This is a genomic window from Sphingobium sp. B2D3C (assembly GCF_025961835.1).
Taxonomy (GTDB): Bacteria; Pseudomonadota; Alphaproteobacteria; order Sphingomonadales; family Sphingomonadaceae; genus Sphingobium.
On sequence record NZ_JAOQOK010000001.1, the window covers coordinates 2141502 to 2157496 of the forward strand.

Sequence of the window (15995 nt, forward strand, 5' to 3'; positions counted from 1 at the left end):
CCCGGAAGCCTCGACCGCTTATGCTCATCCGCCGGACCAAGCCCCTCGCGATGCTCGCCGCTCTGCTGAGCACCAGCACCCTCCCAGCCCAGGCCGAGACGCTGCAGGAAGCGCTGGCTGCGGCCTATCGGGACAATCCGACGCTGACCGCGGCGCGGGCGGGCCAGCGGGCGACGGACGAGAATTTCAACATCCAGAAGGCCAATGGCCTGCCGGATGTGGGCGTCTCCTCCACCTATAACGAGTTCGCCCATGAGCGGCCGCTCAATCCGCTGGCGCCCTCCCGCTCGCTCACCACGCTGCTGAGCGTGAGCGTGCCGGTCTATTCCGGCGGCAGGGTGCGCAATGCGCTGGCTGGCGCCCGCGAGCGGATCGAGGCCGGGCAATATGATCTGCGCGCCACGGAGCTCTCCATCTTCTCGCAGGTAGTGGCGGCCTATATGGACGTGATCCGCGCGGAGTCCGTCGTAGGCCTCAGCCGCAACAATGTGCAGGTGCTCGAGGTCAATCTGCGGGCGACCAACAATCGCTTCCAGGTCGGCGATCTCACCCGCACGGACGTCGCCCAGTCCGAGTCGCGCCTTTCGCTGGCCCGCGCGGACATGCAGACGGCCGAAGCCTCGCTGATCGAAGCGCGCGAGCGCTATATCCAGCTGGTCGGCCACGAGCCGGTCGACCTGCAGACCCCGCCGCAATTGCCCGGCCTGCCCGCGACGCCCGACGAAGCCGTCGATGTCGCCATGGCCCAGAATCCCGATCTGCTGGCGGCCCGCAACATCCGCGAAGCCGCAGCCTATGACGTGCGCGTTGCGAAAGGCCAGCGGCTGCCGACGGTCTCTGCCTTCGCCAGCGGCCAGCATTATACCGATCTCGCCTCCCGCGGCGGCGCCAACGAGGCGCAGGACAGCGGCCAGGTGATCGTCGGCGCGCGCCTTTCCATGCCGCTCTATCAGGGCGGCCGGCCCGGGGCGCAGGTCCGCCAAAGCCAGGCCTATCAGCAGCAGGCAATGGAAACCGAGACCGCCGTCGAGCGCAGCGTGATCGCGCAGACCCGCTCGCTCTATTCGAGCTGGCAGGCGAGCAATGAAGTGATCGCCTCCAATCGCGTGGCGGTGGATGCCAGCGGCCTCTCTCTGCGCGGCGTGCGCGCCGAAAACAGCGTGGGCACCCGCACCATCCTCGATATCCTGAACGCCGAGCAGGAGAGCTTCATCGCCAGCGTCCAGCTCGTGACGGCAGAGCGCAATGCCTATGTCGCGGCCTTCTCGCTGCTGGCCGCGATGGGCCGGATCAACCCGACGGACTTCGGCATCGCGCCCGAGCAGGTCATTAACCCGGCCGACAACTTCCAGCGCGTGAAGGGCAAGTGGTTCGACTGGGACGATGACGCCAAGCCGGCGCCCATTTCGTCCCGCACGGTTGACTCTGCCGCCCAAAACGCGACAGTAAACGCTTCAGACACCAACTGAGCGCAGGAACCATGATGGGGGCGATGCAGAACGAGCCGTCGATGGAGGAAATTCTCTCTTCCATCAAACGGATCATCGCCGAGGAGGACGGCCTTTCCGCGACACCGCGCGTGCCGCGCCGGGCCGCCATGGCGAACGTGAGCGCCAGCCTGGATGACCAGATTCTGGAGCTGACGGACGCGCTGCCCGGCGACAATGCCGACGGGGCCGAGAGCGACGACTCGCATGAGGAGCCGATGATGAGCGCCCCCGCCAAGCCCGCCCCGGCCCCTGTGGAGCAGAAAGCCGAGCCGAAGAGCGCCGAGTCTAAAAGCAAAGCCGCCGCCAAGCCGCGCGCCGCTGTGGCGTCCGCCGATGGCGCACCGGCTGTTTCCGCGCCGGCCTCCACGCTCGTCTCGGACGAGAAGGCCCGCGCCGCCCGCGATTCGCTGGTCAATCTGTCCCGCCTGCTCATCAGCCCGGAAGATAGCCAGCCCAACACGGTCGAAGGCCTGGTGCGCGAGATGCTGCGCCCCATGCTCAAGGAATGGCTGGACGAGAACCTGCCCGGCATGGTCGAAGCGATGGTGAAGCGCGAGATCGACCGGATCACCGGCCGAGTATGATGGCCGGGCCGCGGCCCTTCATCGCAGCGGTTCGGCAGATTTGAGCGCGGCAGTTCCGGCGCACGACATCGGATAAGCGTCTGAGCGTCACCCTACGACCGCATTCCCTTCCGGATGGAACCACCAGTGCTCCTGCGCAGGCAGGAGCCCAGGGCGCATGGCACCGCCCTTCCCCGCCCTGGACTCCCGCTTTCGCGGGAGAACAATGTACGCGAGGTGGCGCAACGCCGCCCTCCTCTCCCCCCGCGCACCCACTGGCGCGGCGCGGCAAGACTGATTAAGGCCCCAGCCATGACGAACACGCCCATCACCGAGCTTGCAAAGACCTTCGATCCCGCCGCGATCGAGGCGAAATGGTATCCGCATTGGGAGCAGACCGGCCAGTTCCGCCCGGCCCGCCCGGATGCGCAGCCCTTCACCATCGTCAATCCGCCGCCGAACGTCACCGGCAGCCTGCACATCGGCCACGCGCTCGACAACACGCTGCAGGACATCGTGATCCGCTACGAGCGGCTGCGCGGCAAGGATGCGCTGTGGGTGGTCGGCACCGACCATGCCGGCATCGCCACGCAGATGGTCGTCGAGCGGCAGATGAACGCGAAGGGCGAGAAGCGCACCGATTACAACCGCGAGGGTTTTGTCGAGAAGGTGTGGGAGTGGAAGCACGAGAGCGGCGGGACGATCACCGGCCAGCTTCGGCGCCTGGGCTGCTCGATGGACTGGAGCCGCGAGCAGTTCACCATGGACCCGCATTTCACCCGCGCCGTGGTGAAGGTGTTCGTCGATCTCTACAATCAGGGGCTTCTGTATCGCGACAAAAGGCTGGTGAACTGGGACCCGGGCCTCAAGACCGCGATCAGCGACCTTGAGGTCGAGACGCGCGAGGTGAAGGGCGGCTTCTGGCACTTCAAATATCCGCTGGCCGATGGCGTGCGCCTCGATGGGCCGGGCGTTGAGGGCCAGGACTATATTGAGGTGGCGACCACCCGCCCCGAGACGATGCTGGCCGACATGGCCGTGGCCGTGAATCCGGACGACGCGCGCTATGCCTCTGTCATCGGCAAGCATGTCATCCTGCCGATCACCGGGCGTCGCATCCCCATCGTTGCCGACGACCATGCCGACCCGGAACTGGGCTCGGGCGCGGTGAAGATCACGCCGGGCCATGATTTCAACGACTTCGAGGTCGGCAAGCGCGCCGGCATCGCGCCCGCGCAGATGCTCAACATGCTCGATGCGCACGCGAATGTCGTCCAGACGGCCGATGGCCTCGTCCCCGTCGACTTCATCGGGCTGGAGCGCTTCGAGGCGCGCAAGCTGGTGGTGGAGCAGCTGAAGGCGCTGGGGCTCCTCATCCCCCACGTCACCCGCGACAAGGAGGGCAACGAGACCGAACACGACGCCGAACCCCGCACGATCCAGACGCCCTATGGCGACCGCTCCGGCGTGGTCATCGAGCCCTGGCTCACCGACCAATGGTATGTCGACGCCGCGACGCTGGCCAAGCCCGCCATCGAGGCGGTGCGCTCGGGCGCGATCGAGATCGTGCCGAAGAGCTGGGAGAAGACGTATTTTAACTGGATGGAGAACATCCAGCCTTGGTGTGTGAGCCGGCAGCTGTGGTGGGGGCACCGGATTCCGGCTTGGTTTGACGAGGGTGGCAATGTCTTCGTCGCCGAGACCGAGGAAGAGGCGCAGGCCAAGGCCGGCAATCGCAAACTGACCCGCGATGAAGATGTGCTCGACACGTGGTTCTCCTCCGCGCTGTGGCCGTTCGCGACGCTGGGTTGGCCGGAAGGAACCCCCTCTCCCCTTGAGGGAGAGGGAGGAGCGCCTTCAGGCGCGGAGGGAGAGGGGTCCGCCGCGAACGCGGCGGCTAACGCCGCCGACCCCTCTCCCAACCCTCTCCCTCAAGGGGAGAGGGCTTCGTCCCTTCTCGCCAAACACTACCCCAACGACCTCCTCATCTCCGGCTTCGACATCCTTTTCTTCTGGGATGCGCGCATGGCGATGCAGGGCATTCATTTCATGAAGGAGGTGCCGTGGAAGCGGCTCTACCTCCACGGTCTGGTGCGCGCGGCGGATGGGCAGAAAATGTCCAAGTCCAAGGGCAATGTGGTCGATCCGCTCGGGCTTATCGACCAATATGGCGCCGACGCGCTGCGCTTCTTCATGGCGGCCATGGAGAGCCAGGGCCGCGACGTGAAGATGGATGAGAAGCGTGTCGAGGGCTATCGCAACTTCGCCACCAAGCTGTGGAACGCGGTGCGCTTCGCCCAGTCGAACGGCATCGGCGCGAGCGAGAGCGTTGCCGCGCCCGCCGCCACGCTAGCGGTGAACAAGTGGATCATCGGCGAAGTCGTCAGCACCGTCGCCGAGCTGGACAAGGCGCTGGCGGACCTGCGCTTCGATGCCGCCGCCAATGCCATCTACCATTTCGTGTGGGATCAGTTCTGCGATTGGTATCTGGAGCTGATCAAGGGAAATATCGACGCGGAGACGAAGGCCGTCGCCGGCTGGGTGATCGACCAGATCCTCGTCATGCTCCACCCGTTCATGCCGTTCATCACCGAGGAGCTGTGGCATGCGCAGGGCGCGCGGCCCTATGACCTGATCGTGGCGCAATGGCCGGCGCCCGCCGCGCAGGTGGATGCGCAGGCCAGCGCGGAGATCGACTGGCTGATCCGCATGGTGAGCGAAATCCGCACCGCCCGCGCCGAACTGGGCGTGCCGCCGGGCGCCAAGCTCACGGCCATCGTGAATGAGGCCAATCCGCAGACGCGCGGCCGTATCGAGCGGCTCACCCCTGCCCTCTCCCGCCTCGCGCGCATCGAGACCTGGCAGTTCGATGGCGAGGCGAGCGGCGGCGCGGCACAGGTGGTCGTGGACGAAGCGACCGTCGTCCTCCCGCTCGAAGGCGTCATCGACATCGAGGCCGAACGCGCTCGGTTGACAAAGTCCCTTCATGCCGCGCAGAAGGAGGCCAAGTCGCTCGAGGGGCGCCTCGCCAACCCGGCATTTGTCGAGAAGGCCAAGCCCGAAGCGGTCGAGAAGGCGCGTGCCGACCATGCCGAGAAAGTCGCGGAATTCCAGCGTCTGGAGGCTGCTCTGACGCGTCTTGGATAAGGACGTGGGCACGAAGCGATGAGCGAGACTCCATCATGGGACGATTCGGGGGAGCGGCGACCGGCCGCAGACCCCGAGACGGAGGCGCTGGTCGAGGATAGTGGCCTCGTGCCCGGCCCGCGCCACATCCGTGGCGGGCGGGATCTGACGAGCGGGCCGATTTTCGGCACGCTGGTGCTCTTCACCCTGCCGACGCTCGCCTCCAACATCCTCCACACGCTCAACGGCTCGATCAACTCGATCTGGGTTGCGCATTTCCTGGGCGAAGCGGCGCTCGCGGCCACCGCCAATGCGAACATCATCATGTTCCTGATGTTCTCACTGATCTTCGGCTTCGGCATGGCGGCCAATGTCGTCGTCGGGCAGGCTTTCGGGCGCGGCGACCTGCGGGCCGCGCGCCACGCTTTCGGCTCGGCGATCGGCTTCTGCCTCGGCATGGCGTTCGTCATCGCCATTGGCGGCTTCCTGTGGTCGGACCGCATCCTCGCGATGCTCTCCACCCCGCCGGAGGTCTTCCGCCTCGCCCGCGCCTATCTGCACTTCGTTTTCCTCGGCCTGCCCGGTGCGATGATGTTCGTGATGCTGATGATGGGCCTGCGCGGCAGCGGCGATTCCATGACGCCCTTGTGGTTCATGATCCTCACGGTCTTGCTGGATATCCTGCTCAACCCGGTGTTCATCCTCGGCCTTGGCCCGGCGCCGGAAATGGGGATCGCCGGCTCGGCCTTCGCCACCGCCGTCGCCAATTACGGCGGGCTCTCGGCGATGATCGCCTATATCTACTGGCGCGACCTGCCGCTGCGGTTGCGCGGGGCTGAGTGGGGCTATCTCAAGCCCGACTGGGCGCTGCTGCGGATCGTCGCCGGGCGCGGCGTGCCGATGGGGCTGCAGATGGTGATCTTCTCGCTCTCCACGCTGGTCGTCATCGGCTTCGTCAACCGCGAGGGCACGACCACCGTCGCAGCCTTCGCCGCCGCCCAGCAATTGTGGAACTACATCCAGATGCCGGCCATGGCGGTCGGCGGCGCGGTTTCCGCCATTGCCGCCCAGAATATCGGCGCGGGCAAGTGGGACCGGGTGGAACGCACCACGCTCGTTGCCGTCGGCGTCAATCTGGCGATGACCGGCAGCCTCATCATGCTCGTCATGCTGTTCACGCGGCCCATCCTCGCCCTGTTCCTGGAAGGCGGCGGCAACGCCATCGAGATCGGCCGCCACATGATGAACATCGTCAATTGGAGCTTCCTGCTGTTCAGCGTGACGACGGTCATGTTCGGCACGATGCGCGCCAATGGCGTGGTGCTGGCGCCGCTGTTCATCCTCACCTTCTCGCTGTTTCTGGTGCGGATCGGCTTCTACTTCGCCAGCTATCCCTATCTGGGCGCGGATGGGCTGTGGTGGAGCTTCAATGCCTCCGCGGCCGTCTCCTTGATGCTCGGCTGGGCCTATTATCGCTGGGCGCGCTGGCGGGAGGCGAGCCTGGGGGTGCCGGGCAGCGCGCCGGTTCACAGCGCAGGGTGAGGGCAACGATATGATGCGCGTTCTGGTCACCGGCGGTGCGGGCGGCATCGGCCTCGCCATCGCCCGGCGCTTCCATGCCGAGGGGCATCGGGTGCTGATCGGCGATGTGGACCGGGACGCCATAGACAAGGCCCTTGCCGCGCACCCCGGCATGGCCGGCGCGCGGTGCGATGTGTCTCAGGTCGCCGAGATCGACGGCTTGTTTGAATCTGTCTCCGCACATCTGGGCGGGCTTGACGTGCTGGTGAACAATGTCGGCATCGGCGGACCCACGGCACCGGCGGACGAGCTGCCCGGCGCTGACTGGCGCGCGGTGATGGACATCAACCTCACCGGCACGTTCGAGGTCACCCAGCGGGCCATTCCGTTGCTCAAGGCCAGCGCCGGGACGATCATCACCCTGTCGTCCGCCGCCGGGCGCTATGGCTATCCCAACCGCATTGCCTATGCGACGAGCAAATGGGGCCTCATTGGCTTCACCAAGACGCTGGCGATAGAACTCGGACCGTTCGACGTGACCGCCAACGCGATCCTGCCCGGTGCGGTCGGCGGCGAGCGGTTCGACCGGGTGATCGCGGGTCGTGCGACCGTCAGCGGGCGCAGCGTGGCGGAGGAAACCGCGCTCGGCCTTGCCTCGCAATCGCTCAAGCGCATCGTGCCGCCCGAACATGTCGCCGATCTGGCGCTGTTCCTCACGACACCGGCCGGGCGCTCCATCTCCGGCGCGGCGCTGCCGATCGACTGCGATCTCCAGCACGGCTGAGCGCCAAATCCACCTCGGCTCCCATTGCGGGCAAACACCCGTCCACCTACATATTGGCAAGGTCTTTTCCGGGTTTTTCCTCAGGGAGTTGAAGACGTTGAATATGATGAAGACGGCCATGCTGCTGGCAGCGCTCACCGCGCTGTTCATGGCTTTGGGGTATGTGTTCGGCGGCGCGGGCGGCGCGATGATCGCGCTGCTGGTCGCGGCAGGCATGAACCTGTTCACATACTGGAATGCCGACAAGATCGTCCTGCGCATGCATAACGCGCGCGAGGTCGACATGGCTTCCGCGCCGGATTTCTATGGCATGGTGCGCGATCTGGCCCGCAATGCCGGCCTGCCGATGCCGCGCGTCTATATCGTGGAGGATCCCAGCCCCAATGCCTTCGCGACGGGCCGCAACCCGCAGAATGCCGCCGTTGCCGCCACCACCGGCCTGCTGCATATGCTGGATCGCGATGAAGTCGCCGCCGTGATGGCGCACGAGCTCGGCCATGTCCGCAATCGCGACACGCTGGTGATGACCATGGTCGCGACCATTGCCGGCGCCATCTCGATGATCGCCAATTTCGCGCTGTTCTTCCGGGGCGGCAATGGCAATGGCGGCAATCCGCTCGCGGCGATCCTCGCCGTGCTGGTCGCGCCCTTTGCGGCGATGATCGTGCAGATGGCGATCAGCCGCACCCGCGAATATGGCGCGGACAAGGCCGGTGCGGAGATCAGCGGCAACCCCCATGCGCTGGCGTCTGCCCTCGCCAAGATCGCCGGCGCGGCGCAGCGCCGCCCAACGCAGGCGGTGGCGCAGAACCCTGCGGCCGCGCAGCTCTACATCGTGCCGACCAGCGTCTCGGAGCTGTTCTCGACCCACCCCAAGACCGAGAAGCGCATCGCCGCGCTGCAGGCCATGGGGTCGGACAGCAGCGCGCGCCCGGCGGCCGTCCGTCGTGGGCGCTCGGCGCTGGACCCGCTCGCGCGTGACTGACGCCCTGCGCCACGCGCCGGACGCCGCCGTGCTGGAGCGCCTGGCGCGTCAGGCCATCGCGGCAATGCCGCCGCTGTTTCAAGAGCATCTCGATGGCATTGCGATCCAGATCGAGGAGTTCGCCGAGCAGGATGTGCTCGATGAGCTGGGCATCGAAGACCCTTGGGAGCTGACCGGGCTTTATCAGGGCCATGCCCTGACCGAGCAGAGCATCTGGTCATCCGGCGATCTGCCGCCGATCATCCGCCTCTACCGCCGCCCGCTGTTGGAGGAATGGGTGGATAGCGGAGTCGCGCTGGATGCGCTGATCGCCCACGTCATCGTCCACGAGGTGGGCCACCATTTCGGCTTTTCTGACGAGGATATGCACGCGATCGAGGACGGGTCGGGGAGCTAGATGGGGCGTCGTCCTCCTGCCCCTCCTCCGTTCGTGCTGAGTAGGCTCTGAGTAACGCCGCAGGCGTGTAACGAAGAGCCGTATCGAAGCAGCGCAGCGGTGGCGTCCTTCGATACGCCGCTTCGACTGGCTCAGCGGCTACTCAGGATGAACGGGGTTTTGCCCAATCGATCTGCCGAAGGGTATTGACGCCCTGGGCTCCTGCCTTCGCAGGAGCACTGGTTTGCTTTGGGGTTAGCAGCCGCCCGCTCAGCGGCCCTGATTGCGCCAGCGGTTGATCGTGCGTTCCAGAATTTCCTCCTCGCCGCCGGTCTGGCGCCACAGGTCGGAGAAGACCGGGTCCGCCGAAGCGGGACGGCGGGCGGCTTCGAGATCATCGAAGGCGACGCGGATCGGCACGGTGACGCCCTCGCCGCAGACGATGCACTCGCGGTTGCGAAGGGCCGGGATCGAATCGAGGAAGCCGCGCGAGCCTTCCGGCATCGCTGCCTTCACGAACTGCTGATCGCGCTCGTTGTTGAGGCGCATGGCGATCAGCGTGCCGCATTGCGAGAGCACGCCCTCGGCAAGATCGGACGGGCGCTGCGTGATCAGCCCCAGCGACACGCCATATTTGCGCCCTTCCTTGGCGATCCGCTCGAGGATTTTGCGGACGCTCTGCCCGGCCTCGATGTTGCTGGAGGGGATGTAGCGATGCGCTTCCTCGCAGACGAGCAGAATGGGCTTCTGCTCCTCGTCGCGCGCCCAGATGGCGAAATCGAAGATCAGCCGCGCCAGGACCGAGACCACGACATGGGTGATCTCGGACGGCATGGCCGAGGTATCGACGATGGAGATCGGCTTGCCCATCGCCGGCAGGCGGAAGACCTTGGCGAGGAAATTCTGCATGGAATCCGCCACCAGCATGCCGGAGAACATGAAGCTGAAGCGCGGGTCCGCCTTGATCTCGTCCAGCCGGGTGCGCAGGCGCAGATAGGGCAGTGAATTGGTGCTCTTGTCGAGCTTGCCCATCTCATTGGCGAGAATCGCCGCGAGATCGGAGAGCAGATAGGGCACGGGCGAGTCGACCGTCAGCCGCCCGATGCCCTCCGCCAGCCGGCTGCGGCCGCGCGCGGCGAGCAGGCACTTGGCGAGAATGTCACAATCCTGCGCGCGCTCGGGGCCCTTGGAAGTGACGAGCACTTCGCAATGCTCCTCGAAGTTCATCAGCCAATAGGGCAGCTCGAGATTGCTGGTATCGTAAACCGCGCCATTGCCGGCGAAGGCGGCGCCATATTCGCCATGCGGATCGATCATCACGATATGGCCCTGCGGCGCCATGTCGCAGATGCGGTGCAGGATAAGCGCGGCGGAGGTGGACTTGCCGGTGCCGGTGGAGCCGAGCAGCGCGAAATGCTTGCCGAGCAGCGCATCGACCAGCAGCGAGGCGCGGGTGTTGGCGGTGGGGTACACCGTACCGATCTCGATCCGTGCCTGATCGTGGGCGGAATAGATCTCCAGCATATCCGGGCTGGAGACGGGATAGATGGGCGTGCCGGGCACCGGGAAGCGCGTGACGCCACGGCGGAAGCGGAAGATGCGCCCGGTCAGTTGCTCCTGATCGCCCTCCCCCACAAAGTCGATATCGGCGAGGATGTGCGTCGCGGAGCGGGAATCGAGCGCCAGCGTGCGCACCGTCGCGACGATCCAGCAGGCGCCGACCCGCATCTTGAGCTGGCTGCCGACCTGCCCGCCCATGGCGATGCTGGGGTCGCTCTCCCCGGCGAGTTGCTCCATGGCGGCGATGTCGAGCAGGATCTTGGCCGAGCCGCCGGATATCGCGGAGATGACGCCGATCTCGATATCCGAGAAATGCGGCCGCACGCCGGGCTGCGCCACGGCATCGACCGGCACCGGCTGGCCATCCAGATCCCTGCCAGAAAAATAGTTCACCGCGTCGCTCCCACCTGTGGCCAGGATGCAGGGCGTATCGAATATGCGTAAACAAATGCCTGCGCCGTGGGCGCGGCTTGGGCTCAGCGCATTTTCACGCGACCTGCGACGAAGCCGGCGAACATGCCCATGGCGAGCGCCGAGAAAACGGCGACAAGGCCATAAGCCACGCCATGTTCCTGCGCGAAGACGCCGATGTCGCGCTCGAAGCCGGTCTTGTGCACCTCGATCTCGCGCACCGCGGCGGCGAGCACGCGGCCGTTCTGCACAAGAAAGGTCTCGGCGGTGTAGGTGCCGGTGACCACCCGTGCGGAGAGCGGCAGGCGCGCGCGGTACAGCACGCCATCGGTGATCTCGACCGCCTTGGGCGCCTCCAGATACAGTCCGCTGCGCGCGCGCAGATCATTGAGACCGCTGGCGAACCGGCCGATCTCCTCGGTATCGCTGAAGGACGCGGGCGAGAGCTGCAGCTTGCTCAGCCCCAGCTCGTAGATCGCGGCGGTGCGTTCATCGACGATCTGGTCGATGGGGCGCGAGGACGCCACGGCGTAGAAGCTGGGCGCCGAGCGGAAGGCGATGCTGTCGGCATTGACCCACATGCCGGCGAGCTTGCGCTTCTCGCGCACGGTGATCGCCTGGCTCGGGCCCTTGAGCACGACGATGATGTCGACCGGCTCCTCCGGTACGCGCCCACCGGGATAGAGGATCGCGCCGAACAGCAGCAGTTCCGCGCCCGTGAAGCTGAACTGGATCTCGACCGTGCGTTGCGAGACATCAGGCACCAGTTGCGGCGCGGCCCGCTGCGCGCTCGCCGGGGCGGCGCCCAACAGCGCCACCGCTGCCAGCCACGGGGCGATGCGGGCGATCACTGGACGACCACCGAGTAAATCTCGTCCGGCCGCCAGCCAAGGCCCAGCGCCATTCGGATGGCGATGACCAAAGCGATGAAGGCCAGCGCGACGCGCAGATATTCCGGCCGGGCCCGCATCGAGATGCGGCTGCCGATCTGCGCGCCGGTCACGCTGCCGATGAGCAGCAGGAAGGCGAGGACGAGGTCGACGGCGTGGGTGGTGGTGGCGTGGACCATCGTCGTGAACATCGTCACGAACAGGATCTGGAACAGCGAGGTGCCGATGACGATCTGCGTCGACATGCCGAGAATGTAGAGCATGGCAGGCACGAGGATGAAGCCGCCGCCCACGCCCATCAACATGGTCATGATGCCCGAGAAGATGCCAAGCAGCAGCGGCGCCAGCGGGGAGATGTAAAGGCCCGAGGCATAGAAACGCCAGCGCAGCGGCAGCGCGGCCACCAGCGGGTGGTGCCGCCGCTTGCGCGCAGCTTGCCGCTGCCCGCGCCGCGCCATCACCAGCGCGTGGATCGATTCCCGCGCCATCAGCATGCCGATCGAGCCGAGCATCAGCACATAGAGCACGGCGATGGTCGTATCGATCTGGCCCATGCGCTCCAGCACGCGATAGATCACCGCGCCCAGCGCCGCGCCGATGGCACCGCCAACGACGAGCACGGCGCTCATCTTGAGATCGACCGTCTTGCGGCCGAGATGGCTGAACACGCTGGAGACGCTCGCGCCCATCACCTGCGTGGCGGAGGATGCGGCGGAGACGGTCGGCGGGATGCCGTAGAAGATCAGCAAGGGCGTGGTGAGAAATCCGCCGCCCACGCCGAACATGCCCGAGAGCAGGCCGACAAGGCCGCCCAGGCCGATGATGACCAGGGCGTTCACCGACAGGTTGGCGATCGGCAGATAGATGTCCATGTCGCCCTCGGTAGTCGCAAAGCGCCCGATCAAAAAGGGGCTTGCCGCCCGATACTCAAAAATCGGTCGCGAGGGTGATCGCAGGGCCGCTTGCCGGGCGTGCATTGCCGGCGATGCGGACGCGCCATTCCGCCGAGAGGCTGAGCCCCGGCCGGGCCCATGGCAGCCGGGCACGGAGTTGCGGCCCGATGTCCAGACGCCGTGCACCGGGCTGGACGCTGCCGGAGAGCGCGCCGCCGACCGCCAGCGCGAGCCCCCGCCCGGGCGGAAACAGCCGGTAAGAGAGGGCAGCCTTGCCGTCCGCAAAGCCATCGCTGCCGGGCAAGCCGACAAATCCGGCCTGTGCATAGCCGTCCGCCTCAATGCGCGGCAGGATCTCGGTGGGATTCAGGCCGCCGGCCGCCAACAGGGCGAACCCGTTGCGACCGCCTGTCCCGAGACGCTGGCGTCGCTCCACCATCAGCGAGACTGGCAAGGCGGCGGGCAGCCCGGCCGGGCGCCAGGCGAGGCCGAATGCTCCCTCCTCCGCGAACGGCCGTTCGATCGCGCGGCTGGCCCGTCCATAGAGGCTGAACACGCCCATCTCGCTGCTGCTGACGCGATAATCGAGCCGGACGCCCATTTGCGATCCGCCGAGCAGCGGCGCAAAGGCGCGCGACCCGCCGGCATCGGGGCGCCAGAACAGCCATGCCTGGCCGGACAGGCGCCCGCTCTTGCGCGCGTCCCGCAGCGTGCTGATCGACGGCTCGCCTAGGACGGTCCCTTGCGAAAGCGTCGCTGCCGAAGCCGGCGCATTGCGCGGCGCGTCCGATCTTGGCCTTGGCGTTTCTGCAGGAGAGGCCTGCGCCCAAAGTGCCACGGGCATGCGATATGAAGGAACGGTATGGTGAAGCCGCGCTGCCGCGCTTGCCGACCGGCCCGCGAACCCGGGAGCATCGCCGGATAATCCGGCGCTGCGCTGCCCGTTGCTATCATCAGCCCGCACCCCGCCACTTGGCGCCTGCGCCGCAGGCAAGGCCGCAACGTCCGTCGCCCCGGGCTCGCCTCCCGCCATCACGGGCCAGCCCAGCATCACGCCGCGCACGCAGACCCAGCAGCCCAGAACCGCGCCCAGGAACCGCAGCGGCCGCCCGCCCCCGGCGCTCATGCCGAGGCTCCCGTGGCCGCGTCCGGGAAGCGGTGGCGCGTCTTGTCCCACACCAGCGCGCGTCCGCGCAGATGCCGCACATAGATCGAAATGGCCCGCCCAGCGGCGAGAATGGCGACGATATTGCCAGTGATCGTGCGGGGCACGGAGAGGAGCGCTTGTGCCCAGCCATAGGCTCGCCAGACGAACAGCATGCGCATGATGAGCCGCCAGGCGAGCAGCACTGCTGTCGCGCGCATCAGCCACGGTAAGGGCTCGGGCCAGATCATCGGGGGCAAGCCCATCAGGCTGCGCGTGATGTGGATGAACAGGGCCAGCCCCAGCCCGACATAAGCCGCGACCAGGACGATCGCTGCCAGCGCCGCGCGTCGATCGCGCAGGCGCATCCACCGCTCGCGCCAGGGGCCGGACCAGCCGAGCCGATCCCAGCCGGCCAAGGCGATGCCCACCGTCCAGCGCGCCTTTTGCCGAACGGCGGCGCCCCAGCTATCCGGGAAATATTCGCGCGTGGCGATCAGCTCGCCCTTGGCGTCGCGCATTCGCACCAAGATGCCGCGCCCGCCGGCATCGCCGATGCGCAGGCCGAGCTCATAATCCTCGGTGAGGCTGGCTTCGTCGAATGGGCGCCCGCCCCGCTCCATCCCCACGGCGGCAAGCGCGTCGCGGCTGAAGCCGCAGCCGACGCCGGCCGATGGCATGGCTGCGCCCAGCGCCTCCCGCACCGTCAGCGAGGCGCCATGCGCAACCGCGAATTCATCGAGATAATGGCCCGCAACCCATTGCGAGCGCGCCGATTTGAGCGGAAGGACCGGGAGCTGGACGAGCGCGAAGCGTGGCGCGAGATAGCCGATCACCCGCAGCGCATCGGGATGCACGACATCCTCGGCATCGTGCAGCACCACCGTGAGCACGCGGCGCCCCTGCTCGGCTTCCCAGCGCTGCATGGCCACCCAGAGCTGGTTCAGGCAGTCCGCTTTGGTGGTCGGACCGGGCCGATCATTGACCACCAAGGTCACGCGCCCGCCGCCCCGCTCGGTGATCAGCGTACAGACCGCCCACAATGTCGCCGGATCATTGGGATAGGCGCCGACGAAAATCTGCACATCCTCGCCGGCCCATTTGTCGAGGCAGCCGGTAAGCATGGGACGGATCACGTCCGACTCGTCCCAGGCGGGAATGAACACCGCGATCGGCCCGGCAGAGCCAGCGGGCGGCAAATCCCGGGATGTCATCCGCGCCACCCGGCTGTACACGGTCAGCGACCGCCAGCCGCGCCGCGCCAGATAGATGAGGTCGATGGCCAGATCGTCCAGCCCACCGATGATAAGCCCCAAAGCGGCAAACAAGAGAAGCTCGCTGCACAGCAGCTCGCTCAAAGCGAGTGTCCCACCCATCTTCCCCCCCGAGTCGACACCGCATTCCCCCTGCGCTGCCGAGCGATTTATTGAGCATAATGAGGGACCTGGAGCAATGATGCTTTTCGCGGCGTTAACGTTTCCGCGGTTCATCCTGGCCATTGCCGGTTTGACCTGATCCCGCCCGGCCTCTAGCGACAGGCCATGAGCTGTTGCGCGCCCGCCCCCGACCAGCCGCACATTTGCGGGAGCGCGCCCGCGTGACGCGGGGCAAGCGCGTGCCAGTCGGCTTGCTGGGCGGATCGTTCAACCCCGCCCATGGCGGCCATCGCGCGATCTCTTTCTTCGCTCACAAGGCGCTGGGACTGGACGAGGTTTGGTGGCTGGTCTCGCCGGGCAATCCGCTCAAGCCGCGCGCCGGCATGGCACCGCTGAACGCGCGCGTCGCCAGCGGCAAGGCGGCCGCCCGCCGCGCGCGCATCCGCGTGACCGCCATCGAGCGGGAGATGCACACCCGCTACACGCTCGACACGCTGCGCCGGCTGACGCGCCGCTACCCGCATCGCCGGTTCATCTGGCTAATGGGCGAAGACAATCTGGCCCAGTTCCACCAGTGGAAAGGATGGCGCGATATTGCGCGAACAACGGCCATTGCTGTTATCGCCCGACCCGGCTATAGTCGGGCGGCTGTAGGCTCACCGGCCATGGCCTGGTTGCGGCGTTTCGTCCGACCCGCCAGTCAGAGCAAAAGCTGGACGACATGGAGACTGCCGGCGCTCGTGCTTTTGCGCTTTCGCCCCGATCCCAGATCAGCCACGCTGCTTCGGCAGAAGGCGCCTCTTTGGCACCGTAGCTTTGCTGATGTTGCGCCGATCGACGGCGTGACCGGTCGCCGCATCCCACAGGAGTGACATT

General features: G+C 66.8%; 13 protein-coding genes. 8 read left to right on the top strand and 5 right to left on the bottom strand.

Annotated features, from left to right (window positions below; translation table 11 throughout):
• The first annotated feature begins 20 nt into the window (after positions 1-20).
• The 7 genes from M2339_RS09950 (at position 21) to M2339_RS09980 (ending at position 8866) form a co-directional block, all read left to right on the top strand.
• The gene (locus M2339_RS09950; RefSeq protein ID WP_264586730.1) at positions 21-1469 is read left to right on the top strand and encodes a TolC family outer membrane protein; all 1449 of its coding nucleotides are present in this window, start codon (positions 21-23) and stop codon (positions 1467-1469) included.
• Between the two features lie 14 nt (positions 1470-1483).
• Positions 1484-2074, top strand: coding sequence for a DUF2497 domain-containing protein (locus M2339_RS09955; RefSeq protein WP_264606320.1), 591 nt, complete (start codon positions 1484-1486; stop codon positions 2072-2074).
• Between the two features lie 291 nt (positions 2075-2365).
• Positions 2366-5200: a valine--tRNA ligase gene (locus tag M2339_RS09960; protein WP_264586728.1), complete on the top strand. Its 2835-nt coding sequence runs from the start codon at positions 2366-2368 to the stop codon at positions 5198-5200.
• Between the two features lie 18 nt (positions 5201-5218).
• Positions 5219-6721, top strand: coding sequence for an MATE family efflux transporter (locus M2339_RS09965; RefSeq protein WP_264586727.1), 1503 nt, complete (start codon positions 5219-5221; stop codon positions 6719-6721).
• Positions 6722-6731: 10 nt separating this feature from the next.
• Complete coding sequence (locus tag M2339_RS09970; RefSeq protein WP_264586726.1) at positions 6732-7484, top strand: SDR family oxidoreductase; 753 nt, start codon at positions 6732-6734, stop codon at positions 7482-7484.
• Positions 7485-7590: 106 nt separating this feature from the next.
• Complete coding sequence (gene htpX, locus M2339_RS09975; protein ID WP_413714900.1) at positions 7591-8469, top strand: zinc metalloprotease HtpX; 879 nt, start codon at positions 7591-7593, stop codon at positions 8467-8469.
• Positions 8462-8866 (top strand): metallopeptidase family protein, encoded by a 405-nt coding sequence (locus M2339_RS09980; protein ID WP_264586724.1) that lies wholly within the window; start codon positions 8462-8464, stop codon positions 8864-8866. The genes htpX and M2339_RS09980 overlap by 8 nt, the downstream gene beginning before the upstream one ends.
• Positions 8867-9115: 249 nt before the next feature.
• Here M2339_RS09980 and M2339_RS09985 read toward each other — a convergent pair whose 3' ends face one another.
• The 5 genes from M2339_RS09985 to M2339_RS10005 all read right to left on the bottom strand — a co-directional run bounded on the left by M2339_RS09985 (position 9116) and on the right by M2339_RS10005 (position 15119).
• Positions 9116-10642, bottom strand: a complete 1527-nt coding sequence (locus tag M2339_RS09985; protein WP_264572205.1) for an ATP-binding protein — start codon at positions 10640-10642, stop codon at positions 9116-9118.
• 239 nt (positions 10643-10881) lie between these two features.
• Positions 10882-11667 carry a TIGR02186 family protein gene (locus M2339_RS09990; RefSeq protein WP_413714798.1) on the bottom strand — a complete coding sequence of 262 codons (786 nt, stop codon included), beginning with the start codon at positions 11665-11667 and terminating at the stop codon, positions 10882-10884.
• A complete protein-coding gene (locus tag M2339_RS09995) occupies positions 11664-12578 on the bottom strand; it encodes a sulfite exporter TauE/SafE family protein (RefSeq protein ID WP_181558917.1) in 915 nt (304 codons plus the stop codon). Before M2339_RS09995 ends, M2339_RS09990 begins: the two co-directional genes overlap by 4 nt.
• A 55-nt stretch (positions 12579-12633) precedes the next feature.
• The gene (locus M2339_RS10000; RefSeq protein WP_264606321.1) at positions 12634-13725 is read right to left on the bottom strand and encodes a hypothetical protein; all 1092 of its coding nucleotides are present in this window, start codon (positions 13723-13725) and stop codon (positions 12634-12636) included.
• A complete protein-coding gene (locus M2339_RS10005) occupies positions 13722-15119 on the bottom strand; it encodes a glycosyl transferase family protein (RefSeq protein ID WP_264586722.1) in 1398 nt (465 codons plus the stop codon). The genes M2339_RS10000 and M2339_RS10005 overlap by 4 nt, the downstream gene beginning before the upstream one ends.
• A 221-nt stretch (positions 15120-15340) precedes the next feature.
• On the opposite strand from M2339_RS10005, the gene M2339_RS10010 reads away from it, so the two are divergent.
• Complete coding sequence (locus tag M2339_RS10010; protein ID WP_264586721.1) at positions 15341-15991, top strand: nicotinate-nucleotide adenylyltransferase; 651 nt, start codon at positions 15341-15343, stop codon at positions 15989-15991.
• Positions 15992-15995: the final 4 nt, after the last annotated feature.